Origin of the sequence: Paraburkholderia sp. J10-1, assembly GCF_905220165.1 — a bacterium.
In the GTDB taxonomy this organism is placed as follows: domain Bacteria; phylum Pseudomonadota; class Gammaproteobacteria; order Burkholderiales; family Burkholderiaceae; genus Paraburkholderia.
Genome location: NZ_CAJMYW010000029.1, coordinates 36220 through 62066, shown reverse-complemented (window position 1 = coordinate 62066; position 25847 = coordinate 36220). Strand labels below are relative to the sequence as shown.

The window sequence follows — 25847 nt, the reverse complement described above, 5'->3', positions numbered from 1 at the left end:
CCGTATAATCGCAAGCATGAAGACAGCAAAACCGTCCCCGGACGCCTCCGCCTTGCACAGTCACACGCACGGCGAGACGCACGACCACGATCACGGCCACTCGCACGGCGCCCAAGGCGCAACGCTTGAGTCCGCGCTCGCGATGGCCGAGGCCTATTGCCGCGAGCGCGGCGAAAAGCTCACGCCGATCCGCCGCAAGGTGCTGGAACTGCTGCTCGCCTCGGGACGCGCCACCAAGGCGTATTCGCTGCTCGACGAAATGCGCCAGATCCATCCGGGTTCGGCGCCGCCCACGGTCTACCGGGCGCTCGATTTCCTGCTTTCGGCTGGACTGATTCACCGCATCGAGTCGATCAACGCGTTCGCCGTTTGCCACGACCTCACGCAGTGTCAGCACGGCATTCTCGTGGTGTGCCAGCAGTGCGGCAACGTCACCGAGCTGCACGAGCCGAAGCTGCGCCAGGCGCTCGTTGCGCAGATCGAGGCCGCGGGTTACCGGCTCGCCGGCGACGGGATCGAGCTGAAGGGACTCTGCGCGCAATGCCAGGAGAGTCAGGCAAATCAGCCGAATCAGGCTGGCAAGCCCGCGCAGCCGGGCGCCGCTGCCGCGCCCGAAGCGGCGCAGTCCTCGTCCGTTAGCTAACCGTTATTGCCCGCCGTTGCGCGCGGGCAATCGTGGACGATCGCGGACAATCGCGAGCAATACGCCAGCCGCGCCGCCTGTCGCGGCGCCTCAGTCCCTCAACCCGCACGTTTCCCGCCTCGCTACGCGCGCCGCCTCAGAGCGACTGGCGCGCGTCGATTGCGTCGCTCAAGAGCGTCACGAGTTCCTCCGGCCGGGCCGGCTTGGTCATGAAGTGCTGGAAACCTTCGCCGATACTGCGCAAACGCCAGCTTTCGTCGGTATGGCCCGTGAGCGCGACCGCGACGGTCGGTGCGTGATCGCCGCGAATTTCATAGTCGCGCAGACGCTGGATCAGGTAGAAGCCGTCCATGGCCGGCAGGTCGAGATCGCAGACCACGGCGTCGGGGTGCAGGCTCAGGGCTGCTTCGACGCCCGTTTCTGCGTCTTCGACCGCCACGACGTGCGCGCCCTCCGCCTCCAGCAGCGAAGTCAGTGACGCCCGGCTGTGCGGGTCGTCTTCGACGAGGACGATGGTCGTCCGGTCGAGCTTGTGTACTGCGTTCATTGTGTTTGCTTACATGCCTTTCTGTCTGTCAGGCCGATTGCCGCGAGGCTGCGAGCCCGGCGTGATGCTGGGCGCACGGCACCGCGGGCCGTCCTGATAGAGCAATCTTAATGCCGTCTGGTTCCGGCGTGCTGAGCGTGCGTCCATCCGCGCCGCGCACGATAGCCGCAACACAAGACAGCCCGATGACGGCCGCGCTCACGCTTTGCCGCCCTGCTTTTGGCCCTGCTCCCGGCCCTCTCGCGAAGCGGCGAAGCCCTTGGCTTTGCCGGTTTGCGCATAGGCTTCGAGTGCACGCTGGCGCGCCAGTTCGTGCTCGACAACAGGTTCCGGGTAATGCTTGCCAAGGCGCACGCCCGCCGCTTCCAGCTGCTGCGCGCCGGCCTTCCACGGCTGGTGCACGAGCGCATCGGGCAGGCCCGCCAACTCCGGCACCCACTGCCGCACGTAGGCGCCGCGCGGGTCGAACTTCTGGCCCTGGAGCACCGGATTGAAAATGCGGAAATACGGCGCGGCGTCCACGCCCGAGCCCGCCACCCACTGCCAGTTGGCCGGGTTGCTGGCCGGGTCGGCGTCCACGAGCGTGTCCCAGAACCACGACTCCCCCGCGCGCCAGTCGATCAACAGGTGCTTGGTCAGGAACGACGCCACGACCATGCGCACGCGGTTGTGCATCCACCCCGTGTGCCAAAGCTCGCGCATGCCGGCGTCGACGAGCGGATAGCCGGTCAGCCCGCGTTGCCACGCTTTCAGGCCAGCGGCGTCCTTACGCCACGGCATGGCGTCGAACGCGGGACGCAGGTTGCGCGTCGCCAGATCGGCGTAGTGAAAGCGCTGGTAGTGGCAGAACTCCCGCCAGCCCAATTCGCTTGCGAACTTCTCCGCGCTCGTGGCGCGCCGCGCCGAGCCGCGGCCGTGCGCGTGCTGCGCCGCCTTGAGCGCCGCCCAGACCTGACGCGGCGAAACGGCGCCGACGGCGAGATACGGGGAAAGACGGCTCGTGGCGGCGTCGCCGGGCTCGTCGCGCTCGCCAGCGTAAGCGTCGAGGTCCGTGGCAAGGAACGCTCGCAGGCGCTCCAGCGCGGCTTCCTCGCCCGCTGGCCAGGCCGCGCGCAAGCCGCCCGACCAGTCGGGCGAGCGTGGCGCGAGACCGAGCGCATCGAGTTTCGATGCGCGCTGGGTAAGACGTGCTGGCAACGATTGAAAAATCATCCGTTCGGGCTCGCCTTGCGGCGGTGGCGGGTCCCCCATACGCAGGCAAGCGCGCCAGTAGGCGCTGAACACCCGAAACGGCCCGCCGGACTGATTGAGCACCGTCCACGGCTCGTTGAGGAGCTGCCCGTTGAAGCTCTCGACCTCCACACCGCGCTCGCGCAGCGACGTTTTGAGCGCGCGATCGACCTCGCGTTGCGCCGCGCCGTAACGGCGATTCCAGTACACGGCTTGCGCGCCGGTTTCCGTGACGAGGGCGTCCAGCGTTGCCACTTCGTCGCCTTGCAGGAGAAGCAGGCGGCCGCCGCGCGCGGTTAGCGCGGCATCGAGCGCGCGCAGCGACTCATGACGCCACCAGCGCGCCGCGCCGCCCTCCGGGCGTTCGCCCGAGGCGCGCGGATCGTGGATCCAGACGCAGATCAGCGGCAGGCCGCTCGCCGCGGCCTGCGCGAGCGCTGGCTGATCGGCAAGCCGGAGATCATCGCGAAACCAGACGATGGCGGGCGCTTGCCTGGAAGAAGCGCGGGAAGAAACGGAAGAAGAAGGCAGACCGGACCTCGACCGGGAAACATTCGCGCGGCGCAGCGCACGAGCCGTGCCGCAAAGGTCACGGAGCGTACCACGGCGCGCGGCGGCGATTAATCCGTATCAATGCCCGTATCAACGCGCGTATCGGCGGGGCTGTCTACGCGGGCCGGTCCCACGCCTTGCGTGATGAGCGCGACCGCATGGCGCGCGATCGTCTCGACGCCAACATGGGGCTGCGCCGCGTCGCCGCGCCATATCTGGCTGGTCGCGAGCGGCAGCAGCGTGAGGCCCATCAGCGACTGGAACAGCAGCGAAGGCTCCAGCGCCGCGTTGAGCCGGCCCTCGCGCTGCCAGCGCGCAATCGCCGTGTGGGCCTTTTCCTGGTTCTCACGGCCCAGGCGCTCGAGCATGCGCTGGCGCAGCACGCCGCCCTCGCTGATGACGTCGCGCACCCACAGCGGCGGAAACCACGGATTGCGCTGCCCCACCGCCACGAAGCGCTGCGCCAGCGCGGTGAGCGCCTTCACAGGATCGTCGGGATGCTCCGCGAAGATGTCACCGAGCGCTTCGCGCAGCGGCACGAAACGCTCGTCGATCAGCACGTCGATCAGTTGGTCGCGCGTCTTGAAATAGTAGTGAACCATCGCGGGCGTGACGCCGGCCTCGCGGGCAATGGCGGCAAGCGACGTGTCGAGAATGCCCTGGCGCGCGAACAGTACGAGCGCGGCGTCGATCAAACGCGCGCGCTGCTCCGCCCCGCCCACGCCGCCGCTCGGCCGGCCGGGGCGGCGCGCGGCGGGCCGGCCTGGCGCGCCGCCTGCGCTGTCGAGGGTGTGTTCTGGCGCTTTCATAGGCGTTCTATCGGTTAGCAACTCGGTAACGAATTGAATTTTGACCAACTGGAATAATTGTCCTAATATTAACCTCCGAATTAATTAAATTCAAGATAGATGGACACGACGATGGAACCCAGCACGAAACACCCTGCGCCCGCCACGGCGGGAGCCAGCGCCAGCGCAAAAGCCGCGGCGACGGCGTCGGGCCCGGCTGCTGCCGATGCCGGCGGCCATCCGCGGGGCGGCCATCCACCCATCCGGCTGCTGTTTCCGGCGCTCCTGCTCGTCATGCTGCTCGCGGCGCTCGACCAGACCATCGTCTCGACGGCGCTGCCCACCATCGTGGGCGAGCTGGGCGGGCTCGACCGGCTCTCGTGGGTCGTCACGGCCTACCTGCTCACTTCGACGATCGTCGTGCCGCTGTATGGCAAGTTCGGCGACCTGTTCGGCCGCAAGATCGTGCTGCAGGCCGCCATCGTGATCTTCCTGATCGGCTCGGCGCTGTGCGGCGTGGCGCAGAACATGGAGCAGCTCATCGTGCTGCGCGCGCTTCAGGGCATTGGCGGCGGCGGCCTCATGGTCGTGACGATGGCCGCCATCGGCGACGTCATCCCGCCCGCGCAGCGCGGCAAGTATCAGGGCATGTTCGGCGGCGTGTTCGGCATCGCCACCGTGATCGGGCCGCTGCTCGGCGGCTTTCTCGTCGAGCATCTGTCGTGGCGCTGGATCTTCTACATCAACCTGCCGCTCGGCGCGCTCGCACTCGTGGTGATCGCCGCCGTGTTCAAGCCGCGCGCCGCGCACGTGAAGCACGTGATCGACTACATGGGCGCGGCATGGCTCGCCGCCGCCCTCACCTGCCTGATTCTCTTCACGAGCGAGGGCGGCTCGCTGCTGCCGTGGACGTCGCCCACGCTCTGGCTCACGCTGCTGCTCGGCCTCGTAGCCGTGGCGGGCTTCATCCACGAGGAAAAGCATGCGCCCGAGCCCATCATCCCGCTCGAACTTTTTCGCCAGCGCACCTTCGTGCTCGCGAGCCTGATCGGCTTCATCGTGGGCGTGTCGCTGTTCGGCTCGGTCACGTTCCTGCCGCTCTATCTGCAGGTCGTGAAGGGCTCCACGCCCTCGCAGGCCGGCATGCAGATGCTGCCCATGATGGGCGGCGTGCTCGTGATGTCGATCATCACCGGGCGCATCATCAGCAAGATCGGCAAGTACCGCATCTTCCCCATTGCGGGCACGGCGCTCGTGGCCGCGGCAATGATCCTGCTCGCGCGCTTGCAGCTCGACACGCCCATTCACCGCATGTATCTCTACATGGGGCTGCTCGGCTGCGGCCTGGGCATGGTGATGCAGGTGCTGATTCTTGCTGTGCAAAACGCCGTGGAGTTTCGCCACATGGGCGTGGCGACGTCGGGCGCAACGCTGTTCCGCTCGATTGGCGGCTCGGTGGGCGTGGCGGCGTTCGGCGCCGTGTTTTCGCATGGGCTGCACGCGCGGCTCGAAAAGGTGCTGACGCCCGACGTGCAACTGCCGCAGCCGCTCACGCCCGACGTGATCCACCATTTGCCGCCCGCGCTGCACGCGCAGTATCTCGATGCGTTCGCGGGCGCGCTACACACGGTTTACCTCTCGGCTGCGATCGTGGTGGTGTTCTCGTTCGCGCTGTCGTTGCTGCTGCGCGACGTGCCGCTGCGCAAGCAGCATTGAGCGCGCTTCGCCGCTTTTTCCCCTCCAGCCAGCGGATTCCCGCTGGCATTTTTTTGCCCGCGAGCCGGCATCCCATCGGTCTAATGGGGCCCGCTCGCATCAGCATTACATTTTCCACACATTTAATTACAGTTAGCTAAAATCGCGGGCACCGCGCGCCGGGACCCGGCGGCGCGCGTTCGAACTCTCGCGACGGCTGCATGACGGTCGCTCGCCATAAAACACACAACCCAGGAGAAGACCCGCCCATGGACGTCCAGAACGACCCAACCACGCTATCCGCGCAGGACACGAGGCGACGCGTACTCGCCATCGTCGGCGCCTCGTCGGGCAATCTCGTCGAGTGGTTCGACTTCTACATTTACTCGTTCTGCGCGCTGTATTTCGCGCCCGCTTTCTTCCCGAGCGGCAACACCACCACGCAGCTTTTGAACACCGCCGGCGTATTCGCCGCGGGCTTCCTCATGCGCCCGATCGGCGGCTGGCTGTTCGGCCGCATCGCCGACCGCCACGGCCGCCGCAATGCGATGATGATCTCCGTGCTCATGATGTGCGGCGGCTCGCTCGTAATCGCCATGCTGCCCACCTATGCGCAGATCGGCGCGTTCGCCCCGTTCCTGCTGCTGCTCGCGCGCCTCTTCCAGGGGCTTTCGGTGGGCGGCGAGTACGGCACGAGCGCGACCTACATGAGCGAGGTCGCGCTCAAGGGCCGGCGCGGCTTCTTCGCGTCGTTCCAGTACGTCACGCTAATTGGCGGCCAGCTCTGCGCGCTGCTCGTGCTCGTGATCCTGCAGCAGACGCTCTCCACGGAAGAACTGAAGGCCTGGGGCTGGCGCATTCCGTTCGTGGTCGGCGCGGCCGCGGCGCTGATCTCGCTCTATCTGCGCAAGTCGCTCGACGAAACCTCGACGAGCGAATCGCGCCACAAGCGCGACGCGGGCACGATTCGCGGCGTGTGGCAGCACAAGGGCGCGTTCTTCACGGTGGTGGGCTTCACGGCAGGCGGCTCGCTGATCTTCTATACGTTCACGACCTACATGCAAAAGTACCTCGTGAACACGGCCGGCATGCACGCGAAGACCGCCAGCAACGTGATGACCTGCGCGCTCTTCGTCTACATGCTGATGCAGCCGCTGTTCGGCGCGCTTTCCGACAAGATCGGCCGCCGCACGTCGATGATCCTCTTCGGCTCGCTTTCGGTGCTCGGCACGGTGCCGATCATGCACGCGCTCAAGGACGTGTCGAGCCCGGTGGCCGCATTCGTGCTCATCATCGTCGCGCTCGCCATCGTCAGTTTCTATACGTCGATCAGCGGCCTCATCAAGGCCGAAATGTTCCCGCCCGAAGTGCGCGCCATGGGCGTGGGCCTGTCGTATGCGGTGGCGAATGCGATCTTCGGCGGCTCGGCCGAATATGTCGCGCTGTGGTTCAAGTCCGTTGGCAGCGAGACCACGTTCTACTGGTACGTCACGGCGATCTGCGCGGTTGCGCTCATCGTGTCGTGGCGCATGCGCGATCCGGCCAAGGAAGGGTATTTGCGCCACGAGCCGTGACCCGGGCGTGGCGCACGCCGTTGCTCAAACGGGCTGCGCCACGCGTTCCATCGCACGCTGCAACGTTTCGTAGACCTTCGGACGATTGCACTGCGAAACATTGAAACGCAGAAAATCGCCCGCGCTGCGCGACACGCTGAACACGTTGCCCGGCGCGAGCACCACGCCTTCCACCAGCGCCTCGCGCGCGATCTGCGCGGCGTCGAGCCCATCCGGCAATTGCGCCCACACGAATAGTCCGGCCTGCGGCCGCGTCCACGCGGTGAGGCCGAGCGCTGAAAGACGGCGCAGCGTGTCGCCCATCGCGTCGGCGAGCTTCGCGCGCAGGCCGTCCAGATGCCGCCGATACGTGCCGTCCACGAGCAGGCGGTGCACGAGTTCGGCCACCATCTCCCCGTTGCCGAACGAGACCGCGAGCTTGAGATCCACGAGCGGTTCGATCCAGTCCGTGCGCGCCGCGATGAAACCGCAGCGCGCCGCCGCCGACATCGTCTTCGAGAAACTACCAATGGTGACCACGCGCGCGAGGCCGTCGAAAGCCGCTAGGCGCGGCGCGGGTTCGATTTCGAAGTCGGCGAAGATGTCGTCCTCGACGATCAGGAGGTCATGTTCCTCCGCGAGCTTGAGCAGGCGATGCGCGACGGCAGGCGCGAGCGTCGCGCCGGTGGGGTTGTGGACCGCCGAGTTCGTCACGTAAAGGCGAGGGCGCGATTCGGCCAGCGCGCGCTCGAACGCGGCGAGATCCGGACCCGTTGGCGTGTGCGGCACGCCGACCACGCGCACGCGGTGCGCGCGCAGCAGCGCCTGGAAATTGAAATAGCACGGGTCGTCCACGAGCACGGTGTCGCCAGGCTCGAGCAGAAAGCGGCACAGCAGGTCGAGCGCCTGAGTGCCGCCGTCGGTCAGCACGATCTGCTCGGGGGCGGCCTCCACGCCATGCTGACCGAGCCGCCAGGCGAGTTGCTGGCGCAGCGCGGGCAGGCCGAGCGGCGAAGCGTAATCCGTGAGCGGCGCGCGCGGATCGCGTGCGATGGCGCGCAGCGCGCGCCGCACGGCGTCCTCCGGCAGCCACGAAGCGGGCAGCCAGCCGCAGCCGGGCCGCAGCGCACCCGCCTCGGTCTGCAGCGACTGGCGCGTGAGCCAGAGCGGATCGATCTCGCGGTCGAGCTGCGGCCCGAGCGCGGCAAGCGCGAGCGGCGGCGCGTGACCGGCCACGAAGAAACCCGCCCCGCGCCGTGCGACCAGCACGCCTTCGGCGACGAGGCGCTCATAGGCCTCCACCACCGTGGAATTCGACACGCCAAGCTGCTCGCTCATCGCGCGAATGGACGGCACGCGCGCGCCCGCGGCCAGCGAGCGCGCGGCAATACGCTCGCGCAGCGCCTGCATCACCTGCTCGACGCGCGTCATGGGCAAGCCTTCCGTTCTCGCTCTGTCTTTCATCTGTACTGCTCCGTGTTCAATACAGTTTGAAGAAATTGTACTGATCTGTAGCTTACCTCCGCGCGGCTCGGCGCGCATCATCGCTGGATCGATCACCGATGCTTTCCCGTTGGCCATTGCCCATGCGCAAAACGCTCGATCCCACCACCGATGGCTGGCTCTGCGGCCTCGCAGGCGTCCTCATCTTCAGCGGCTCGCTGCCCGCCACGCGACTCGCCGTGCTCGGCCTCGACCCCGTGTTCCTCACGGGCGCGCGCGCGACCATCGCGGGCGTGCTCGGCGTGTTGCTGCTTCTGTCGCTGCGCGCGGCGCGGCCGGCGCGCAACGAAATCTGGCCGCTCGTCATCGTCGCGCTCGGTGTGGTGGTGGGCTTTCCGCTCCTCACCGCGCTCGCGCTCCAGCACGTGAGTTCGGCGCACGCGATTGTGTTCGTCGGCTTGCTGCCGCTCGCCACCGCCGTGTTCGGCGTGCTGCGCGCGGGCGAGCGTCCGCAGCCGGCCTTCTGGGTCTTTTCAGCGGCGGGCAGCGCCGCCGTGGTGGCGTTCGCGCTGCGCCACGGCATCGACGCCTCGCCGCTCGGCGACGCGCTCATGCTCGCCGCCATCGTCGTGTGCGGGCTCGGCTACGCGGAAGGCGCGCGGCTTTCGCGGCGCCTTGGCGGCTGGCAGGTGATCTGCTGGGCGCTCGCGATTTCGCTGCCCGTGATGGCGCCGCTCGCGTGGTGGCTGCGCCCCGCGTCGTTCGCCGCCGTCGGCGCGGCTTCGTGGTGGGGGTTCGCCTATGTGTCGCTCTTCAGCATGCTGATCGGCTTCGTGTTCTGGTATCGCGGGCTCGCGCTCGGCGGCATTGCGGGCGTGGGGCAATTGCAGTTGCTGCAGCCGTTCTTCGGCTTCGTGCTCGCGGCGCTACTGCTGCACGAAACCGTCCCGCCGGCGATGATCGCCGTCACTGCCGTGGTGATCGCGTGCGTGGCCGGGGCGCGGCGCTTCGGGCGCGCAACGGGCGCATCCACGGTCGCGAATCGCACCCGCACGCAGCGCGTCTAAGCCATGCATTTTTGGCGCGCTTCAAAAGCGCCCGCGCGCGAGGCATAGTGAGGGATGCAAACCTCCTTCCGCTGTGCCTTCGCGCCCCGCTCCAACCGATGACCCCACACACCGACGCGTACGTGCGCGACGCCACCGCCGACGACTTTCCCGCCATCGCCGCGATCTATGCGCACCACGTGCTGCACGGCACGGCCTCGTTCGAGGAGACCCCGCCTGCGCTCGACGAACTCCTGCGCCGCCACGCCGCCGTGCGCGAACACGGCCTGCCCTGGCTCGTCGCCGAGATCGGCGGCCGCGTGGCGGGCTACTGCTACGCCACGCCCTACCGGCCGCGCCCGGCGTACCGCTTCACCGTTGAAGACTCGATCTATATTGACGAAGCGTTTCGCGGCCGCGGACTCGGCCACACGTTGCTTAACGCGCTGATCGAACGCTGCGAGGCAGGCCCGTGGCGGCAAATGATCGCCGTGGTCGCCGACCCGCGCGGCGGCTCGCTCAAACTGCACGAGCGCCTCGGGTTCGAACTGACCGGCACGCTGCGCGGCGTAGGCTTCAAGCACGGCCAGTGGCGCGACACGGCGCTCATGCAGCGCACGCTCGGGCCGGGCGCGGATACGCCGCCCAAAGGCTGACGCGGCACGCGCAAAAACGCTCCGGCGCGCCGCACACGCGCCGCAAGCGAAACGCGGCTCGTACAATACGTCCTTTCGCAACGGAGCCAGTTCCAAGGCTCCGAAGACAAGGACTGATTCGCCATGCAACCCCTCCTCGAACACCTGCACCCGGCCAACTGGGGCTTCCTGTGGGACGCGCTCTCCGCGCTCGCGCTGCGCTTGTGCGCGGCCTTCGCGATCATCTGGTTCGGCTGGTGGTTCTCCCGGCGCGTAGCCAACTGGATCGCGCGACGCGGCGGCGCCATCGACCCGACGCTGCGCCCCATCGTGCGCGACACGGCCGTGTGGGGCGTGCGCCTCGTCGCCGTGATCGGCGCGCTCTCGCAAATCGGCATCCAGACCGCCAGCATCGTCGCGGTGCTCGGCGCGGCGGGTCTCGCCATCGGTCTCGCGCTGCAAGGCACGCTGCAGAACATCGCGGCGGGGATCATGCTGTTGCTGCTGCGGCCGTTCAAGGTAGGCGACTATATCGACGGCGGCGCAGGCACCGTTGCGGGCACCGTCGAGGAAGTGAACCTCTTCACCACGCGCCTCACGAAGCCGGACGGCATCTGCGAATACGTGCCGAACAGCGCGCTGTGGAGCAATTCAATCCGCAACTACAGCCGCAATCCCACGCGCCGGCTCGACCTCGAAGTGGAGGTGTCGGTGCGCGACGACGTGAACCGCGCGATCGACGTATTGCGCACGCTCGCCGCCGCCGACCCGCGCGTGCTGGCCTCGCCCGCGCCGCAAGTGATGGTGACGCGCTTCGACGACAGCACCGCCGTGCTCAACATCCGGGTGTGGTCGAACATCGACACGTTCTGGGACATGCGCTGGGACCTTTCGCGCCAGGTGCGCCAGGCGCTCAACGACGCGCACTGCTCGCTGCCGCTGCGCACCCGCGAGCTGCACATCGTGCAGACGCAACCGGAGCAACCGACACAACCGACGCAGTCGACGCAACAAGCGCAGCAATGAACGCGTACGCGCGCCGCCTGCGCGGCTATGCCAGAGGGCTAGTGCCGCACGGCTACCTGGCCTTGCTGCTGGTGCTCGACGGCCTGCTGCTCGTGCGCCCGGTCGCGCAGAGAGCGCTCGAACACGCGCGCGGCAACTGGTTCGACGACTGGATCACGCTCATCAACGCATTCGGCGTGCTCGCGCTTCCCCAGGCGCTGGTCGCCACCGGCCTCACGATGATGTCGTTCGGCATTGCGCTGCGCGCGCGTGTGGCATGGGTGCTCTCACTCGTGCTGCTCGCCGGCGCGGCGAGCATCTGCCTGTGGGGCGACTATCGCAGCCACGCGCTAGCGGCCTTCTCGCTCGCACTCGCCTGCGCGCTCATTTACTACTGGCGCCGCTTCGATCGCGCGAGCGTCGCTGCGGGCTCCTTGTTCGCATTCCTGAGCATTGGCTCGTTGGTCGTCTACGCAGTGTTCGGCGCGCTGTATCTCGGCGACGACTTTGCGCCGCCCATTCGCAACCTCGTCACCGCGTTCTACTTCTCGATCGTGTCGATGTCCACGGTCGGCTACGGCGATATCGTGCCGCACTCGGACACCGCGCGGCTTTTCACGGCCTCGATCATCGTGCTCGGGATCACCGTGTTCGCGACTTCGATCAGCGCCGTGATCGGGCCCGTGATCGGCGGCCATTTGAAACGCATCGTCAAGGGAGGCATTTCCAACGTGACCCGCAAGAACCACTATCTGATCGTTGGCGCCTCGCCGCTCGCGCATAGCGTGTATGGGGGGCTCGTTAAGCGCGGCTACGCGGCAACCGTGATCGTCGCGCCGAATACGCCGCACAACTATCCGGCCGAGGCCGACCTGATCGTCGGCGACGCGAGCGACACCGCCACGCTTCACAACGCAGGCGCCGAAACCGCGCTCGCCGCGCTCGCGCTGCGCTCCGACGACGCCGAGAACGCGTTCGTGATTCTCGCGATCAGGGAGATCGCGCCGAAGGTGCGCACAGTGGCGCTCGTGAACGACAGCCGCAACTTGCAGCGGTTGCGCCTCTTGCAGCCCGACATGGTGTTTTCGCCGCAACTGCTCGCAGGCGAACTGCTCGCGCGCACGCTCAACAACGAGACCATCGACAACACGCTGATCGAGCAGTTGTTGTTTGGGAAGAACGCAGGGGGCTCGGCTTGAGTGGCGCGCGCCTTCCCTTGCCTGCGATATCAGTCATCAGCACCTAATCAGACCTTGCGCCCACTTCATTTGTAGTCAGTTGGCACAGAGGGAGATGCACGCCTCACGATTTGGGGTCCCTCCTCCACTATCACGGCGTCGCACTCGATTGCAACTTCGGCGTCAAGCGTCGAATAGACAAAAACGAGCAACCCCGCTTTCCTGCGAGTAAGCCGCTCGCCGCGTCCGAGCACAGTGCTGGCACGCGTGTACTTTTCATCGGTCGGTTGAACGACGTAAATACCATAGACGATGTTCAGCAACCCCATGTTCTCAATGCAAACGCACGTAGCACCTTCAAATCTCACGACCGCGCGCCTGTCGCCGAGACACAGGCCAAGTGTCACCGGGGCTCAGAGTTCGGCCCAACCGTTAAACTTTCCAGATACCAATCGTGGAAATAGTCCCATGGCGTCAGCACATTGTCTGTCATTCCATTCACCAAGGAAGCAAGGAAACCGGAGCGCCGCTGTCACGGCTTTCGCCTTGCTCGTTGTTGCTTCGGTGAGGTCATCAATCGTCTCTACCTCGAACGGCCGCTTTGTGAACGACCACTCTAGCGTTTGACGACCTGGCTGCAATTACAGCTATCACTGCCTCGGTTCCTGCGTCACAGAGATGTATTGCTTGATTTCGGGTTGACCAAGCGCGATCAGATTGAGCATAGCGACGCCGAGCCGTCGCGCAAATTCATCATCAAGCTTGAAGTCGTGTTCATCCAGGAGGATCGGCATTTCGATCTTTCCAGCAACGAGTGGAGCCAGTTTGGCAGGATCAACAGTTTGAACTGTGAACCTATGCTGATCTTCCGAATAGGTGAGAACGACAGAATAAGGTGGGTGCTTTGCCATCAATATCCTCGGCATTGTTGATAATTCTGAAACGCGCTTTGCTTACACAAGGCCTTTCCACGGTCGCCGCCCATCGCCCCCCCGAGGGCTTCGCACAAGTCAAGGTCCCGCTCGTATTGCGAGAAGCATTCGGCCTCATCTTCCTCACTTACGCCTCGCGCTGCAAGGTCTATCACATCCCTTCCGGCCGACTCCTCGCTGTACTCGATCGGCTGCGCATCGCCAAACGGGGTTGTGCCATTGCTACTGTCAGCGCCGCCGCTGCCGAACAATGCCCCCGCTACCGTTTCCACGACCCCGAACACCCCCGCGCCTCCACTGCCCGCACTACTTCGCGCGGCACTTCCCACCGCTCGCGCTGCCCCACGCGCGGCTTGGGCTCCCTGAGGGGACGCTTCGAATGCCGCGGACAGGGCAGACCCCGCTCCGGCCGTTTTCCCCTCCTGCGCGGCCTTGAAAGCAACCCACTCATCCCAGGTCAACGGGCGGTTCGCGTTTCCCCCACCAGACGCACTTGCCGACTGCCAGAACTGCGGTGCTGGCGTGAGCCGGAACACGCGCGGACGCTGCGTCCACTCCCTGTCCATATACGGCACAAGGCGACCACTGCGCACCACATCGCACAGTACGCGCCGGACATCGTCGTTGGTCTGCGGCTGGTTCCAATGGGCGAAGTCGAGAATATCGGAAAGATATTCCCGAATTGTCTGGAGGCCACGCTGGCCCGTTATCGTACGCAGGTCATCCTTCGGCCTGAAATAGCGGTAGAAGTCACTCCGGTCTTCGTCGCGCTGACGTTCAAGCTCATCGCGCTCCCAGCGCTTGCGCTCACGGTCGTCGCGCCAGCACCGGGGCGTACGCGTCGATGACTGTCGGGAAGAGAGGGTTCCGTCCCTGCCGTCGGGCCATCCCCATCGCGGCTTTCTGAGCGGATAGGGCTTGATCGTGGACCCTTGTTGACTCCAAACCGCTTCGCGGTACTGGCCGCCTGGTACAAGCGTGCATTGCCATCCGTTCTCCAGCGGTACTTCAAGGGTGTTCCATCGTGGGAAAGGCATGGGCATGGCGCATCCGTCGTCCTGTGGCTCATGACCCCATACGTAACACGCGTACGGAAACCGGACCTTGCGCTATGTCGACCCGCGCGAGCTCGATGGCGCGGTTAATGCGTGCTGCATTCGATCATGGTTTTCTCCTAAACCAAGCACACCGAATCTTTTCTGGATTGGATGTTACGAATGCGACGCGGCGAGGATACGGTCTCCGCGGCGCAAACTCCAGGCCGTTTTACCGCCCCGGCAGCGGCAATCGCCGAAACAACGTCGGATAGTCGATCACGAGCCCATCTTCGTCCACGCGCAAGTTCGCCGTGAAATCGCGGAAGATGCCCTCGTAGCGGTACTCGCGGTCGCGTTCGATGCACACGTAGGCCTGCTCGACCGGTTTGGGCTCCAGCTCCGGCGCGGCGATGTACACCACGCGAATTGGCTGGCGCTCGCCGCGCGCGAGGCCTAAACGCCGGATCGGCAGTGTGTTCGTGTACGGTGTCGCGGCGATGTCGATATCGATGCAGCCGTCGAGCGCTGCCAGTGCGCGCCCTTCCCCGTCGGTCCAGTGACCCTTGCCGTCGCCCTGTAGCACGAGCGAGCGGCCGCCCATCACGCGAAACGCCGCCCAACGCACGCGCCACTGCGCGTCGCACTCGATGGCGTAAGCCAGGCCATAAGATTTGCCGTAGCGCTCGCCGACGACCACGCTTTCCGCGCGGATCGTGTCGCCTTTTTCGCCAAATTTCGGGCCGCAATGCGCATCGAACGCCAGATGCTCCATGCCCTCGCCCGTTTCGGATGCCCAACGCACTTCCCGCATCGTCCGCCTCCACAAAGATCACGGCACCCGCCGTGTGCGTATCGTAACGCGGCGGCAAATAGCGACTATCAACCTACGCGCATGCGCGAAGCGGGCTGCATCGCCTATGCTCGCACTTTGGCCCGCCGTGCGTCTCGCACCGGGGCCGCACTCGCCAGTATCCGCACGCCACCTCTTCATGTCAGCCAGATTTCCCGCCGCCTCCGGTGCCACTGCCGATACTGCCGATACTGCCGATTCCGCCGTGGCTCCCGCCTTGCGCGCGCTCTTACGCAGCCTCGGCCAGATCGTGCTGCAGGCGAACGCGGGAACGGGCGCGTGCCTGCTCGCGGCGCTCGCGCTCACCGACTGGCGGCTGGCGCTCGCCGCCCTGCTCGGCGCCGCGGCGGCCAACGTCTGCGCGCTCGTGGCGGGCCACGCAGAAACCGCGATCCACGACGGCCTCGCCGGCTACAACGGCGCGCTCGCCGCGCTCGCGGCGTTCACCTTCGTCGGCGACGCGGGCACGGCGGCTGCGCTCGCGCTCATCGCGGGCGGCGCGAGCGCGTGGATCGCCGGGCCGCTGAACCGCTGGCTCGCCCGAGCGCGGCTCGGCCTGTATTCCGTGCCCTGCCTCATCGCGACCTGGATCTGGCTGCCGCTGCATCCGGGCAGCGAGCCCGTTGCCACCGCGAGCGCCGTTGCACCGCTCGCCCCGCACGGTTCGCCGCTCGAGGCTGCAGTCCACGCCGCGGCTGGCGTATTGAGCGGCCTCGCGCAAACCACGTTCGCTACGGGCGCGGCGGCGGGCCTGTGTGTGCTAGCCGGTCTCGCCTGGTCGTCGCGGCGCGCGGCAGTCTATGCGCTCAGCGGCGCGGCGCTCGCGAGCGCCCTCGAACTCGCGCGCGGCGTGAGTCCGGACGCCTTCGGCGCGGGCCTCGCGGGCTTCAATGGCGCGCTTGCGGCGCTCGCCGTGTGCACGCTCGGCATGCGCGCCGCGTTCTGTGCGACCATGCTCGCCGCGGCCCTGCATCTGGCCGCCGTGCGCTGCGGATTGCCCGCGCTAACCGCGCCGTTCGTGCTGGCGAGCTGGAGCGTGCATATAGCAGCGCGACGCCTGCGCGCGCTGCCCGCGTCAGCCACGCCGCCTGAAGAATCCACCGTCCGCTGAAGGAATTGCCATGTCTTTCGCCCATCGCCCGACGAGCACCTGCGCCGAGACCGCGCCGCGCTCCGCCGCCGAGCAGCAACTGCGCGTCGATCTCGCCGCCGCCTACCGCCTGATTGCGCTCAACGGCTGGGACGACCTCATCTACACGCACGTTTCCGCCGCCGTGCCCGGGGAACCTGGCCGCTTCCTCATCAATCCGTTCGGCCTCGCCTTCGACGAAGTGCGCGCCTCGAACCTGGTGAAGATCGACACCGAAGGCCGCATCGTCGGCGAAAGCGAGCACCCTGTGAACGCCACCGGCTTCGCGCTGCACGCGGCCGTGCATCTCGCGCGGCCCGACGCAGTGTGCGTAATGCATCTGCACAATACGGCGGGCATTGCCGTGTCGATGCAGCGCGACGGACTCTTGCCTGGCTCGCAGCACGCGCTGCGCTTTTACGGCCAGCTAGCGTGGCACGACTACGAGGGCCTTGCTTTCACGCCCGCCGAAGGCACGCGCCTCACCGCGAGCCTGGGCACGCACCCGGCCATGCTGCTGCGCAATCACGGCACGCTCACCACCGGCCGCACGGTGGCTGAAGCCTATGTGCTGATGGCGACGCTCATCAAGGCCTGCGAAATCCAGTTGCAAGCGCAGGCCGGCGGCGTGCCGCTCGTCTTGCCGCCGCCCGAGGTGGCCGAACGCACCGCCGAGCAATTGCGCGACGGCGGCGCGATCGAAGGCGTGCTCGAATGGCCGGCGCTGCTGCGCAAGCTCGATCGCATCGATTCGTTATACCGCGACTAACCACGCCCATTCCATCGCATCACTGACTTTCCGAGGAGACCCGCATGCCAACATTCCACATCGAAATGTTCGAAGGCCGCAGCGTCGAACAAAAGCGCCAGCTCGCCGCGGCACTGACCGAGACCACCTGCAAGGTGCTCGGCGTGGAGCCGCAATCCGTCGACATCATCTTTCACGACGTCAAGCCGGAAAATTGGGCGACGGCCGGCAAGCTGTGGAGCGATCCGCGCTGACGCTTCCCCTTCTATCGCATTCCTTATCTTTTTCCGCCTGGCGTCGCACGCAGCGCCCGCGCCGCCAGGCGCGACTGAATCCTCCCTCGCACGCTTTCTTGCGCCGCACCCCGAGGCGCATTGACGCACCCCACGCGGCTGCGCGGTGTATTGCCGCAGCGCCACACCCCTCGCACACCCCGCCTGCACAACGAACGTTTAATCTAAATTGATCTTTATCAATGCGTTAGCGCATGTTTTCTACTGATTGAGATTGACGACTGCGACACGCTGGCGCACGTCGCAGTGCAGCAAAACCGCCGCCATTCCCCTACGCTTACGTCCATCGCACGCAACCGCAGCGCCCCCACTGCGGTGCAGTGTGCAGGTTCCCCCGCGCATTTCCCGGTAAGCAAGCAACAGGCACGCACATGCACACGTCACTCTCCGCCTTCGACCTGGCCCGGCTGCAGTTCGCCTTCACCGTCTCGTTTCACATCGTCTTTCCGGCGCTTTCCATCGGGCTTGCAAGCTTTATCGCCGTGCTCGAAGCCTGCTGGCTCAAAACGCGTCAGCCGTTCTACAAGGACCTTTGCCTCTTCTGGTCGAAAGTGTTCGCCGTGGCCTTCGGCATGGGCGTCGTCTCCGGCGTCGTCATGAGCTATGAGTTCGGCACCAACTGGTCGGGCTTTTCGTCGTTCGCCGGCCCTGTAACCGGACCGCTGCTCATGTACGAAGTCATGACCGCGTTCTTTCTCGAGGCAGGCTTCCTCGGCATCATGCTGTTCGGCTGGAACCGCGTGAGCCCGCGCGCCCACTTCGGCGCGACGCTGATGGTCGCCATCGGCACGCTCATCTCCACGTTCTGGATCCTCGCCTCGAATAGCTGGATGCAGACGCCGCAAGGCTTCAAGGTCGTCGATGGCCACGTCGTGCCGGTCGACTGGTTCAAGATCATTTTCAACCCGTCGTTCCCTTACCGTCTTGCGCACATGGCGATCGCCGCGTTCATCGTGGCCGCGCTCGTGGTGGCCGCGAGCGGCGCATACCACTTGCTCAAGGGGCGGCGCGACCCCGCCATCAAGAAGATGTTTTCGATGGCGCTCGGCCTGCTGCTCGTGCTCGCACCGGTGCAAGCCCTCGTGGGCGACGCGCACGGCCTGAACACGCGCGAATATCAGCCCGCCAAGATCGCCGCGATCGAAGGCATTTGGGACACCGAACAAGGCGGCACAGCACTGAACCTGTTCGGCATCCCAGACATGCAGGCCGAGACCACGCGCTACGCCGTTTCCATCCCGCACCTGGGCAGCCTGATCCTCACGCATAGCTGGGACGGCGAGATCAAGGGGCTCAAGTCCTTCCCCGCCGACGAGCGGCCCAATTCGCCGCTGCTGTTCTGGAGCTTCCGCGTCATGGTCGGTTTAGGCCTCCTGATGATTCTGCTCGGCGTGGTGGGCTGGGTGCTGCGCCGCCGGGGCACGCTGTACGAATCGCGTGGTTTCCAGCGCTTCGCGCTCGCCATGGGACCAACGGGCTTCATCACGCTGCTTGCGGGCTGGGTCACGACCGAAGCCGGCCGCCAGCCCTGGGTGGTCTACGGCGTGATGCGCACGGCGCAAGCGGTGTCGCCGCTCACGGCGCAACAGGTGGGCGTTTCGCTGATGGCGTTCGTGGCCGTGTACTTCCTCGTGTTCGGCACGGGCATTTACTACCTGCTCAAGCTGCTGCGCAAAGGCCCTGCGCTGCCCGGCACGAAGCCGCACTCGCACGACGAGCCGCGTGAACCGCGCGTGGCCCACCCTGCGCTCACTGTGAATCAGACCGCACGCCGCCCCATGTCCGCCGCCGATCAGCTGATCGACGCTTGAGGCGCCCCGCATTCATCGTTACGAGGCTAGCAAGCAAATGGATGTCACCGTCATCTGGGCCGCGATCATCGCGCTCGGCGTTCTTCTCTACGTGGTGCTCGACGGCTTCGATCTCGGCATCGGCATCGTGTTTCCGCTCTTTCCCGACGAGGAAGAGCGCGATCTCATGATGAACACCGTCGCCCCCGTGTGGGACGGCAACGAGACCTGGCTCGTGCTAGGCGGCGCGGGGCTTTTCGCTGTGTTCCCCGTCGTCTACTCGACCGTGCTTTCCGCGCTCTATCTGCCGCTCGTGTTCATGCTCGCGTGCCTGATCTTCCGCGGCGTGTCGTTCGAGATTCGCGCCAAGGCCAATCGCACGAAGCATTTGTGGGACCTCGCGTTCATCGGCGGCTCGACCGGTGCGGCGTTCTTCCAGGGCATTGCGCTCGGCGCCTTCCTGCAAGGTATTCCGATGGACGGCGGCCAGTTCGCCGGCGACGCCTTCGGCTGGCTCACGCCATTCAGCCTGCTTTCGGGCTTCGGGCTCGTCGCGACCTACGCGCTGCTCGGCTGCTGCTGGCTCGTCGCGAAGACCGAGGGCGACCTGCAGCGCCGCCTGCGCAAGCTCGTCTGGCCGCTTACTGTCATGCTGCTCGGCTTCATCGCGCTCGTGAGCCTGTGGACGCCGCTGCAGGACCCGGCGATTGCCGATCGCTGGTTCCGTTCGGGCCTCTTCTGGCGTCTCGCGCCGGTGCCGCTGCTCGTGCTCGCCTGCGCCGCGTGGATGCGCTGGGCCGTGCATGCGCGCCATCACAAGACACCCTTCATCGCGGCCATCGGGCTCGTGCTGCTCGGCTACGCAGGCTTGCTCGTGAGCCTGTGGCCTTACGCGATTCCGCAGGGCCTCACGCTCTGGGAAGCGGCCGCGCCGCGCGAGAGCCAGACGTTCACGCTCGTGGGCGCCGCATTCATTCTGCCGATCATTCTCGCGTACACGATGCTCGGTTACTGGGTCTTCAGAGGCAAGGTGCGTCATGGCGACACCCATCACTACCACTAAGCTGCCCGGCTGGATCTGGTTCGTACTCCTTTGGTGTGCGGGCGTGGGTGCGGCCGTGTCGCTCGGCTTCGCGTTCAAGGTCTTCATGAACCTCACGCTGTTCGCCGTCAAGTGATTGGCACAAGCGGATTGGCACAAGCGCGCTCGATTTCATGGCGCCGCGTTAGACTGTAGGCTCTCTGTCACCCGTGTGAAACCTTCATGCAACAGATGACCTTCATGGAATGCGTCAAGCGCGCGTGGGCGAGCGCCTGGCAGGCCGCCGTGCAAATGCCGTTTCTCGTTCTGGCGACTTTCGCGATCTACGCGGCGCTCGGGTGGTTCGGGCTCGCCGGGCGGCCCGTGCCGGCCGAAGGCGCGACGCCCTCGGCCGGACTCATTGCGCTCGGCAATCTCGCCTCGCTGCTGAATTCGCTCGTCTATCTCTGGTTCACGCTGAAGATCTCGCGCTTCGTGCTGCTAGGCGAGCGCAGCGCGCCGCTCATGCCGGCAGGGGCGAAGCCGTTCCTGCGTATCTTCGCGGTCGGCCTCATTCTGGCGGTCGCGCTCGGCGCATTCGCGCTCTTGCTGTGGGTCGTGCTGCGGCCTCAGTACCAGGGCGGCGCGGCGTTCCTCTTTCTGGTGGTCCTTGCAATCTGGATGTTCGTGGCGGTGCGCCTCTCGCTGCTCTTTCCGGCGCTTGCAATCGGCAGCCCGATCGCCTTCGGCGCCGCATGGCGCGACAGCCGCGGGCATTTCTGGAGCCTCTTTGGCGTCACCTTCGTCGCGGCGCTGCCCATTGCCGTATGCGGCCTCATCGTGCTCATCGGCATGGGCCTCGCGGGCGTTTCGCCTGAAATCGTGCGGCAGCCCGGTTGGCTCACCGCGCTCGCCATTGGCCAGAGCATCGGCAATATCGTGTTCGCGCTGCTCACCACCACGGCGCTCGCCTGGCTTTACCGGCGCTACGCGCAAGCGTTGACTTCGCCCGCCACGCGCTAGTCCCTGCTACCAGATGCCCGGCACGAAGCGATAACGCACGCGCGCCAGATACTCGCGGTAGCCGGGCAAATTCTCCGCGAGCGTTTGCTCTTCGCGCACCGCGCGATAGCCGATCCCCACGACCATGACGGGCACGCACGCGAGCCCCCACCACGAACCGAGCATGAGCGGCGTGCCGGCGAGAAAGAGCAGCGCGAAGCCATACATCGGGTGACGCACGTAGGCATACGGGCCCGTGTCGCTGACCGTATGCCCGCGTTCGCTCTGAATCTTTACGACCGGTGCGGCAAAGCGGTTCGCCGCGAAGACCGCACGCGTTGCGTAGATATCGACGAAGATGAAAATGGCGCCGAGCACGCTGAGCCACAGCGGCACGCACGACCAGCCCATGCGCACGGCGTCGATGCCCATCAGGCACAGCCACGCGCAGAACCCCACCGATACGCACAGCATGAATACGCGGTCCCACGGCTGCTGTGTGCGTTGCGCGAAAGGCGCGAGCCGCTCGACGAGGAGCCCCGGATCTTCGCGCCCGAGCCACAGGCCGATCCACACGCCGCACAACGCCCACTCGATGAGCCACAGCCACGCTGCCGTCCAGGCCAGCGTGCCCGCCGAAACGAACAGCAGCGCACCCATCAACCCGAACCAGACCACGACTTGCACGAACAGCTTCGCCATTAGCGCTTTCGTCATTTTCGGCTCAGTCATGATGCCCTCCTTGCGCGCGGCCCAGGTGTTGTTACGCGCGCTTCCTGCTATGCGCCGTGCGAAGTCATGCGCGCATAGAGCACATCGGCGTCGATACGCTGCGCCGCTTCGCCGCGGGTGAGGTCGATGCCGAAGCGTTCGCGCAGACACTTCGCGAGTTCCTCTCCATTGGCGATCGTACGCTCCTCGCTCACCTGGCCTTGCGCGTCGCGCTCGGTAAATCGATCGTTGAACAGGATCGCGCGACCACCTTCACGCGCGATGCACGCGATCAGGCTGAACGTGAAAAACGAATCGGGCGACGCCGACGTATACCAGTTCGCCACTTCGTAATCGACCCACTCCGCGGGCGTCAACTCGAAGCGATAAACGTCGAACCACTTCTCGCCGTCGAACAATTCGAGTTTGCGCTCATCGTCTGAAAGCGTCACGAGCCGCGCCGGCTCGTGCGGCGTTTGCTGTTGCGCCTCGCTCGAAAGCAGGAGCGGTACGCACAACGTCGCGCCGCCGAAACCCACGTCCACGATCCACGAATCGCCCTCGGCCTCCACGCGCAGCAGCATATGCGTGCGCGGCGTGCGCGCGCCCGGCGCCTGGCCGAACAGCACGCGCGCGGAAAGCGGCGTCACGGAAAAGCCCAGTTGCATGAGCACATGCGCAAACAACGTGTTGTGCTCGAAGCAGTAGCCGCCGCGACGCTGCGCCACGAGTTTATCGGCAATGTCCGGCAACTTGACCGACACGCGCCGCCCGGCGAGCGGATCGAGATTCTCGAACGGAATGGCAAGCGGATGAAGACGATGCAGTTCGCGCAGCACGGCGAGCGTGGCGGCTCGCGAACCGCCGTAGCCGATGCGGGCGAAGTACGCATCGAGATCGAGTTCGTAGCGTGAGGAAGTGTCGGTCATGGAGCCAGTTTGGTTTGAAGTTTGAGCGGTGAACGTGCGTTCACAACCGTGATGATATGCGACTTCATTCGCCTGACTATTACGTCCAAAACTAACTGTCTGTAATGCACGAACGCGCAATAGACAGGCATCCGTAAGCATTCAGATGACGCCACGTAAAACTTGCGTAAAACGGTTGAGAATCATTCTCGTTTTTGTTGACGCTCGCATTTGCTGTTAGTACGATGGCGCCGTCTGGAGATGTCGGGTATTCAGCGGCTTGCGAATAACAAACGCCAACGCGATCAATCAAGCAATCATTTCAATAAGTAAGGAATACGATGGAATTGACCCGAACCGTCCGCGTGCCCGCGCCGGCCGGCTCGCGCAGCGCGGCGCCAGGCCGCCCGGCGCGTCGGCGCGCACCGGCGTTGCGCGCCATTGCCGTGCTCGCCGCGAGCGCGACATTCGCATGCGGCGCAGCGCGCGCACAGAGCAATGCCAACCCCGACGCCGCTCCTGAAGCTCCGGAAGCCGACCTCGCCATTCAGTCGCAGCCGTCGAACTTCTGGACCGGCATCTGGACGCGCCAGAACCTGCTCGGCGACATGGGCGGCCTGCGGCCTTGGCTCGGCAAATACGGTGTGACATTCCAGCTTACCGAGACGAGCGAGTACCTCGCGAATCTGCGTGGCGGTCTCAAGACGGGCGGCGCGTACGACGGCCTCACGACGGCGACGGTGCAGGTCGACACGAGCAAGGCGCTCGGCATTCCGGGCGGCCTCTTCAACGTGAGCGCCCTGCAGATTCACGGCACCAACCTGAGCACGTCGAACCTCGGCACGCTGAACACCGCGAGCGGCATTGAAGCGACGCCGACCACGCGCCTGTGGGAGCTGTGGTATCAGCAATCGTTCTTCAACAAGCGCCTCGACGTGAAGATCGGTCAGCAAAGTCTCGACCAGGAATTCATCGTGAGCCAGTACGGGGCGCTGTTCATCAACACGATGTTCGGCTGGCCTGCGCTGCCCTCGTACGACATGCCCTCGGGCGGCCCCGCCTATCCGCTCGCCGGTCTCGGCGTGCGCGTGCGCGGGCAGATCACGCCTTCGTTGACCGCGCTCGCGGGTGTGTTCTCCGGCGACCCGCTCGGCAACGATCCGAATAATCTTAGTGGTACGAACTTCAATCTGCACAACGGCACGTTGTGGATCGGCGAACTGCAATACGCCATCAACCAGCCGTCAGAAGGCGAACTGGTCAGCGCAGACAATCACGGCCTGCCGGGCACCTACAAGCTGGGCTTCTGGTACAACACCAACTCGTTCGCCGACCAGCGCTTCGACAACACGGGGCTTTCGCTCGCGAACCCGGCTTCGACCGGCATTGCGTTGCAGCACCAGGGCAACTACAGCTTCTATGCCGTGGCCGACCAGATGATCTGGCGCCCGGACCCGGACGAGCCGCGCAGCATCGGCGTATTCGCACGCGTGATGGGCGCGCCCGGCGACCGCAATCTCGTGAGCCTCGCGGCCAACCTCGGCATCGTGATGAAGGCGCCGTTCAAGGGCCGCGACAACGACAGCGTGGGCATCGCCGCCACCTACATCAAGGTCGGCAACAACGTGCACAACCTCGACCTCGACCAGCAGATGTTCACCGGCGGTCCTTACGGCGTGCGCACGCAGGAAACGGCGCTCGAATTGACCTATCAGTATCAGGTCACGCCATGGTGGATTCTGCAGGCCGACGCGCAATACACGTTCAACGCGGGCGCGGGCCAGAATCCGCAGGATCCGACCGCGCCGCTGCGCAACACGTTCGTGGTGGGCGTGCGGACCAACATCACGTTCTAAGCCCAAGAAAGCGCAACCGACCCATGTTCAACCCCAAGTCCTCGCGTTTTCCCAACCGCACGCACTGCGGCCGCGCGAGGCACGGAGATTCAGTATGAAACACGCTACGCGCACGCTCCTGCAATGCACGGTCCACGCGGCCTGCTCCGCGCTCGCGCTGGCCGCCGCGGCAGTGCTCGCCGGCGCGCCGCTCGCGGCCCACGCCGACCCGCAGGGCCTGCTCGAGACCGTCAAGCACCACACCACGCTCATCAACACCGTGCCCGACAACGGCGACCAGAACCCGTACGCGATCTTCGTCGCGCCGGTTTCCGCCGGCACGGTGAAAGAAGGCGACGTGCTGGTGGACAACTTCAACAATGCGGCCAACCTGCAGGGCACCGGCAGCACCATCATCGACTATCACCCCGACACGAAGCAGATGACGCTGTTCGCGACAATTCCGCGCGATCTCAAGGAGTGTCCGGGCGGTGTCGGCCTCTCGACCGCGATGACGATGCTCAAGTCGGGCTGGGTCATCGTCGGCAGCACGCCGAGCAACGACGGCACGACCGGCACCAAGGGCGCGGGCTGCATGATCGTGCTCGACAGCGGCGGCAAGATCGCGAAGGTCATCAGCAGTCCGAACATCAATGACCCGTGGGGCAACATGGCCGTGGTCGACAACGGCGACCACGCCACGCTGTTCGTGAGCAACGCGGGCTTCGGCGTGGGCAGCGCAGCAGGTGACCCGCCTGTGTTCAAGCAGGCCACGGTGCTGCGCCTCGACCTCGACATCCCGAGCGGCCAGGCGCCGGTCGTGAAGAGCGAAACCGTGGTGGCGAGCGGCTTTGGCGCGCAGGCGGACAAGGGCGTGTTCCTCGTCGGCCCGACCGGCCTCGCGCTTTCGGCGGACAACAAGCTGCTTTACGTGTCCGACGCGATCGGCAACCGCATCAACGTGATCGAAGACCCGCTCACGCGCGACACGAGCGCGGGCGTGGGCCGCCAGCTCACCGCCGACGGTCTGCTGCACCGCCCGCTCGCCATGATCACCACGCCGCAGGGCCACCTGCTCGTGACGAATGCCTTGAACGGCCAGGTCGTCGAGATTGACCCGACCGCAGCGAAGCAGCTCTACGCACGCTGGATCGATACCGACAAGGCGCAAACGCCCCCTGGCAACGGCGACCTTTTCGGCATCGCGCTGACCCCGGCGGGCGACGGCTTCTACTATGTGGAAGACGATGTGAATACTCTCGTGCTGGCTAAATAA

General features: G+C 65.8%; 25 protein-coding genes. 16 read left to right on the top strand and 9 right to left on the bottom strand.

Going from position 1 to position 25847, the window contains the following annotated elements:
• Positions 1-16: 16 nt before the first annotated feature.
• Positions 17-643 carry a Fur family transcriptional regulator gene (locus U5A65_RS38770; RefSeq protein ID WP_321916884.1) on the top strand — a complete coding sequence of 209 codons (627 nt, stop codon included), beginning with the start codon at positions 17-19 and terminating at the stop codon, positions 641-643.
• A 136-nt stretch (positions 644-779) separates the two neighbouring features.
• On the opposite strand, the gene U5A65_RS38765 is transcribed toward U5A65_RS38770, so the two are convergent.
• From U5A65_RS38765 to U5A65_RS38755, 3 genes are all read right to left on the bottom strand, one after another.
• A complete protein-coding gene (locus U5A65_RS38765) occupies positions 780-1190 on the bottom strand; it encodes a response regulator (protein WP_028205606.1) in 411 nt (136 codons plus the stop codon).
• A gap of 198 nt (positions 1191-1388) precedes the next feature.
• Positions 1389-2951: a deoxyribodipyrimidine photo-lyase gene (locus U5A65_RS38760; RefSeq protein WP_321949524.1), complete on the bottom strand. Its 1563-nt coding sequence runs from the start codon at positions 2949-2951 to the stop codon at positions 1389-1391.
• A gap of 89 nt (positions 2952-3040) precedes the next feature.
• Positions 3041-3781, bottom strand: a complete 741-nt coding sequence (locus U5A65_RS38755; protein WP_321916881.1) for a TetR/AcrR family transcriptional regulator — start codon at positions 3779-3781, stop codon at positions 3041-3043.
• A 111-nt stretch (positions 3782-3892) separates the two neighbouring features.
• On the opposite strand from U5A65_RS38755, the gene U5A65_RS38750 reads away from it, so the two are divergent.
• Complete coding sequence (locus U5A65_RS38750) at positions 3893-5476, top strand: MDR family MFS transporter (protein WP_321949518.1); 1584 nt, start codon at positions 3893-3895, stop codon at positions 5474-5476.
• 248 nt (positions 5477-5724) lie between these two features.
• Positions 5725-7029 carry an MFS family transporter gene (locus tag U5A65_RS38745; RefSeq protein WP_321935790.1) on the top strand — a complete coding sequence of 435 codons (1305 nt, stop codon included), beginning with the start codon at positions 5725-5727 and terminating at the stop codon, positions 7027-7029.
• 24 nt (positions 7030-7053) lie between these two features.
• Here U5A65_RS38745 and U5A65_RS38740 read toward each other — a convergent pair whose 3' ends face one another.
• On the bottom strand, positions 7054-8472 hold the full coding sequence (locus tag U5A65_RS38740) for a PLP-dependent aminotransferase family protein (protein WP_321949517.1): 1419 nt from the start codon (positions 8470-8472) through the stop codon (positions 7054-7056).
• Between the two features lie 98 nt (positions 8473-8570).
• On the opposite strand from U5A65_RS38740, the gene U5A65_RS38735 reads away from it, so the two are divergent.
• The 4 genes from U5A65_RS38735 (at position 8571) to kch (ending at position 12336) form a co-directional block, all read left to right on the top strand.
• On the top strand, positions 8571-9518 hold the full coding sequence (locus U5A65_RS38735; RefSeq protein WP_321949516.1) for a DMT family transporter: 948 nt from the start codon (positions 8571-8573) through the stop codon (positions 9516-9518).
• Between the two features lie 98 nt (positions 9519-9616).
• A complete protein-coding gene (locus U5A65_RS38730) occupies positions 9617-10153 on the top strand; it encodes an N-acetyltransferase family protein (RefSeq protein WP_321949515.1) in 537 nt (178 codons plus the stop codon).
• Positions 10154-10276: 123 nt separating this feature from the next.
• Positions 10277-11158 carry a mechanosensitive ion channel family protein gene (locus tag U5A65_RS38725; protein WP_321916870.1) on the top strand — a complete coding sequence of 294 codons (882 nt, stop codon included), beginning with the start codon at positions 10277-10279 and terminating at the stop codon, positions 11156-11158.
• Entirely contained in the window at positions 11155-12336 is a 1182-nt protein-coding gene (gene kch, locus U5A65_RS38720; protein ID WP_321949514.1) for a voltage-gated potassium channel protein, read from the top strand. The genes U5A65_RS38725 and kch overlap by 4 nt, the downstream gene beginning before the upstream one ends.
• 629 nt (positions 12337-12965) lie before the next feature.
• Here the strand turns inward: kch and U5A65_RS38715 are convergent.
• The 3 genes from U5A65_RS38715 to U5A65_RS38705 all read right to left on the bottom strand — a co-directional run bounded on the left by U5A65_RS38715 (position 12966) and on the right by U5A65_RS38705 (position 15095).
• The gene (locus tag U5A65_RS38715; protein ID WP_321949513.1) at positions 12966-13226 is read right to left on the bottom strand and encodes a hypothetical protein; all 261 of its coding nucleotides are present in this window, start codon (positions 13224-13226) and stop codon (positions 12966-12968) included.
• Positions 13226-14290: a hypothetical protein gene (locus U5A65_RS38710; protein WP_321949512.1), complete on the bottom strand. Its 1065-nt coding sequence runs from the start codon at positions 14288-14290 to the stop codon at positions 13226-13228. The genes U5A65_RS38715 and U5A65_RS38710 overlap by 1 nt, the downstream gene beginning before the upstream one ends.
• Before the next feature lie 223 nt (positions 14291-14513).
• Positions 14514-15095 (bottom strand): putative glycolipid-binding domain-containing protein, encoded by a 582-nt coding sequence (locus U5A65_RS38705; protein WP_321949511.1) that lies wholly within the window; start codon positions 15093-15095, stop codon positions 14514-14516.
• A gap of 178 nt (positions 15096-15273) precedes the next feature.
• Here U5A65_RS38705 and U5A65_RS38700 point away from each other — a divergent pair, with 178 nt between their 5' ends.
• From U5A65_RS38700 to U5A65_RS38670, 7 genes are all read left to right on the top strand, one after another.
• Complete coding sequence (locus tag U5A65_RS38700; protein WP_321949510.1) at positions 15274-16245, top strand: urea transporter; 972 nt, start codon at positions 15274-15276, stop codon at positions 16243-16245.
• Positions 16246-16255: 10 nt separating this feature from the next.
• Positions 16256-17032 (top strand): class II aldolase/adducin family protein, encoded by a 777-nt coding sequence (locus U5A65_RS38695; RefSeq protein ID WP_321949509.1) that lies wholly within the window; start codon positions 16256-16258, stop codon positions 17030-17032.
• Positions 17033-17076: 44 nt separating this feature from the next.
• Entirely contained in the window at positions 17077-17265 is a 189-nt protein-coding gene (locus U5A65_RS38690; protein WP_028205614.1) for a 4-oxalocrotonate tautomerase, read from the top strand.
• A gap of 410 nt (positions 17266-17675) precedes the next feature.
• On the top strand, positions 17676-19115 hold the full coding sequence (locus tag U5A65_RS38685; protein ID WP_321916861.1) for a cytochrome ubiquinol oxidase subunit I: 1440 nt from the start codon (positions 17676-17678) through the stop codon (positions 19113-19115).
• 37 nt (positions 19116-19152) lie between these two features.
• Complete coding sequence (cydB, locus tag U5A65_RS38680) at positions 19153-20157, top strand: cytochrome d ubiquinol oxidase subunit II (protein WP_321935796.1); 1005 nt, start codon at positions 19153-19155, stop codon at positions 20155-20157.
• Positions 20132-20272: a hypothetical protein gene (locus U5A65_RS38675; RefSeq protein WP_321916856.1), complete on the top strand. Its 141-nt coding sequence runs from the start codon at positions 20132-20134 to the stop codon at positions 20270-20272. The genes cydB and U5A65_RS38675 overlap by 26 nt, the downstream gene beginning before the upstream one ends.
• An 86-nt stretch (positions 20273-20358) precedes the next feature.
• Entirely contained in the window at positions 20359-21138 is a 780-nt protein-coding gene (locus tag U5A65_RS38670) for a hypothetical protein (RefSeq protein ID WP_321949508.1), read from the top strand.
• 6 nt (positions 21139-21144) lie between these two features.
• On the opposite strand, the gene U5A65_RS38665 is transcribed toward U5A65_RS38670, so the two are convergent.
• Positions 21145-21849 carry an isoprenylcysteine carboxylmethyltransferase family protein gene (locus tag U5A65_RS38665; RefSeq protein WP_321949507.1) on the bottom strand — a complete coding sequence of 235 codons (705 nt, stop codon included), beginning with the start codon at positions 21847-21849 and terminating at the stop codon, positions 21145-21147.
• Positions 21850-21896: 47 nt separating this feature from the next.
• Positions 21897-22757 carry an arylamine N-acetyltransferase gene (locus U5A65_RS38660; protein WP_321949506.1) on the bottom strand — a complete coding sequence of 287 codons (861 nt, stop codon included), beginning with the start codon at positions 22755-22757 and terminating at the stop codon, positions 21897-21899.
• Positions 22758-23077: 320 nt separating this feature from the next.
• On the opposite strand from U5A65_RS38660, the gene U5A65_RS38655 reads away from it, so the two are divergent.
• Positions 23078-24592: a carbohydrate porin gene (locus tag U5A65_RS38655; RefSeq protein WP_415766395.1), complete on the top strand. Its 1515-nt coding sequence runs from the start codon at positions 23078-23080 to the stop codon at positions 24590-24592.
• A gap of 94 nt (positions 24593-24686) precedes the next feature.
• On the top strand, positions 24687-25847 hold the full coding sequence (locus U5A65_RS38650) for a hypothetical protein (RefSeq protein ID WP_321949505.1): 1161 nt from the start codon (positions 24687-24689) through the stop codon (positions 25845-25847).

Bases quoted from the DNA above. Each gene is read 5' to 3' on its own strand.
- U5A65_RS38770 (WP_321916884.1), top strand. From the start codon at position 17: ATGAAGACAGCAAAACCGTCCCCGGACGCCTCCGCCTTGCACAGTCAC.
- U5A65_RS38765 (WP_028205606.1), bottom strand. From the start codon at position 1,190: ATGAACGCAGTACACAAGCTCGACCGGACGACCATCGTCCTCGTCGAA.
- U5A65_RS38755 (WP_321916881.1), bottom strand. From the start codon at position 3,781: ATGAAAGCGCCAGAACACACCCTCGACAGCGCAGGCGGCGCGCCAGGC.
- U5A65_RS38750 (WP_321949518.1), top strand. From the start codon at position 3,893: ATGGAACCCAGCACGAAACACCCTGCGCCCGCCACGGCGGGAGCCAGC.
- U5A65_RS38745 (WP_321935790.1), top strand. From the start codon at position 5,725: ATGGACGTCCAGAACGACCCAACCACGCTATCCGCGCAGGACACGAGG.
- U5A65_RS38740 (WP_321949517.1), bottom strand. From the start codon at position 8,472: ATGAAAGACAGAGCGAGAACGGAAGGCTTGCCCATGACGCGCGTCGAG.
- U5A65_RS38735 (WP_321949516.1), top strand. From the start codon at position 8,571: ATGCTTTCCCGTTGGCCATTGCCCATGCGCAAAACGCTCGATCCCACC.
- U5A65_RS38730 (WP_321949515.1), top strand. From the start codon at position 9,617: ATGACCCCACACACCGACGCGTACGTGCGCGACGCCACCGCCGACGAC.
- U5A65_RS38725 (WP_321916870.1), top strand. From the start codon at position 10,277: ATGCAACCCCTCCTCGAACACCTGCACCCGGCCAACTGGGGCTTCCTG.
- kch (WP_321949514.1), top strand. From the start codon at position 11,155: ATGAACGCGTACGCGCGCCGCCTGCGCGGCTATGCCAGAGGGCTAGTG.
- U5A65_RS38715 (WP_321949513.1), bottom strand. From the start codon at position 13,226: ATGGCAAAGCACCCACCTTATTCTGTCGTTCTCACCTATTCGGAAGAT.
- U5A65_RS38710 (WP_321949512.1), bottom strand. From the start codon at position 14,290: ATGCCCATGCCTTTCCCACGATGGAACACCCTTGAAGTACCGCTGGAG.
- U5A65_RS38705 (WP_321949511.1), bottom strand. From the start codon at position 15,095: ATGCGGGAAGTGCGTTGGGCATCCGAAACGGGCGAGGGCATGGAGCAT.
- U5A65_RS38700 (WP_321949510.1), top strand. From the start codon at position 15,274: ATGTCAGCCAGATTTCCCGCCGCCTCCGGTGCCACTGCCGATACTGCC.
- U5A65_RS38695 (WP_321949509.1), top strand. From the start codon at position 16,256: ATGTCTTTCGCCCATCGCCCGACGAGCACCTGCGCCGAGACCGCGCCG.
- U5A65_RS38690 (WP_028205614.1), top strand. From the start codon at position 17,077: ATGCCAACATTCCACATCGAAATGTTCGAAGGCCGCAGCGTCGAACAA.
- U5A65_RS38685 (WP_321916861.1), top strand. From the start codon at position 17,676: ATGCACACGTCACTCTCCGCCTTCGACCTGGCCCGGCTGCAGTTCGCC.
- cydB (WP_321935796.1), top strand. From the start codon at position 19,153: ATGGATGTCACCGTCATCTGGGCCGCGATCATCGCGCTCGGCGTTCTT.
- U5A65_RS38675 (WP_321916856.1), top strand. From the start codon at position 20,132: ATGGCGACACCCATCACTACCACTAAGCTGCCCGGCTGGATCTGGTTC.
- U5A65_RS38670 (WP_321949508.1), top strand. From the start codon at position 20,359: ATGCAACAGATGACCTTCATGGAATGCGTCAAGCGCGCGTGGGCGAGC.
- U5A65_RS38665 (WP_321949507.1), bottom strand. From the start codon at position 21,849: ATGACTGAGCCGAAAATGACGAAAGCGCTAATGGCGAAGCTGTTCGTG.
- U5A65_RS38660 (WP_321949506.1), bottom strand. From the start codon at position 22,757: ATGACCGACACTTCCTCACGCTACGAACTCGATCTCGATGCGTACTTC.
- U5A65_RS38655 (WP_415766395.1), top strand. From the start codon at position 23,078: ATGGAATTGACCCGAACCGTCCGCGTGCCCGCGCCGGCCGGCTCGCGC.
- U5A65_RS38650 (WP_321949505.1), top strand. From the start codon at position 24,687: ATGAAACACGCTACGCGCACGCTCCTGCAATGCACGGTCCACGCGGCC.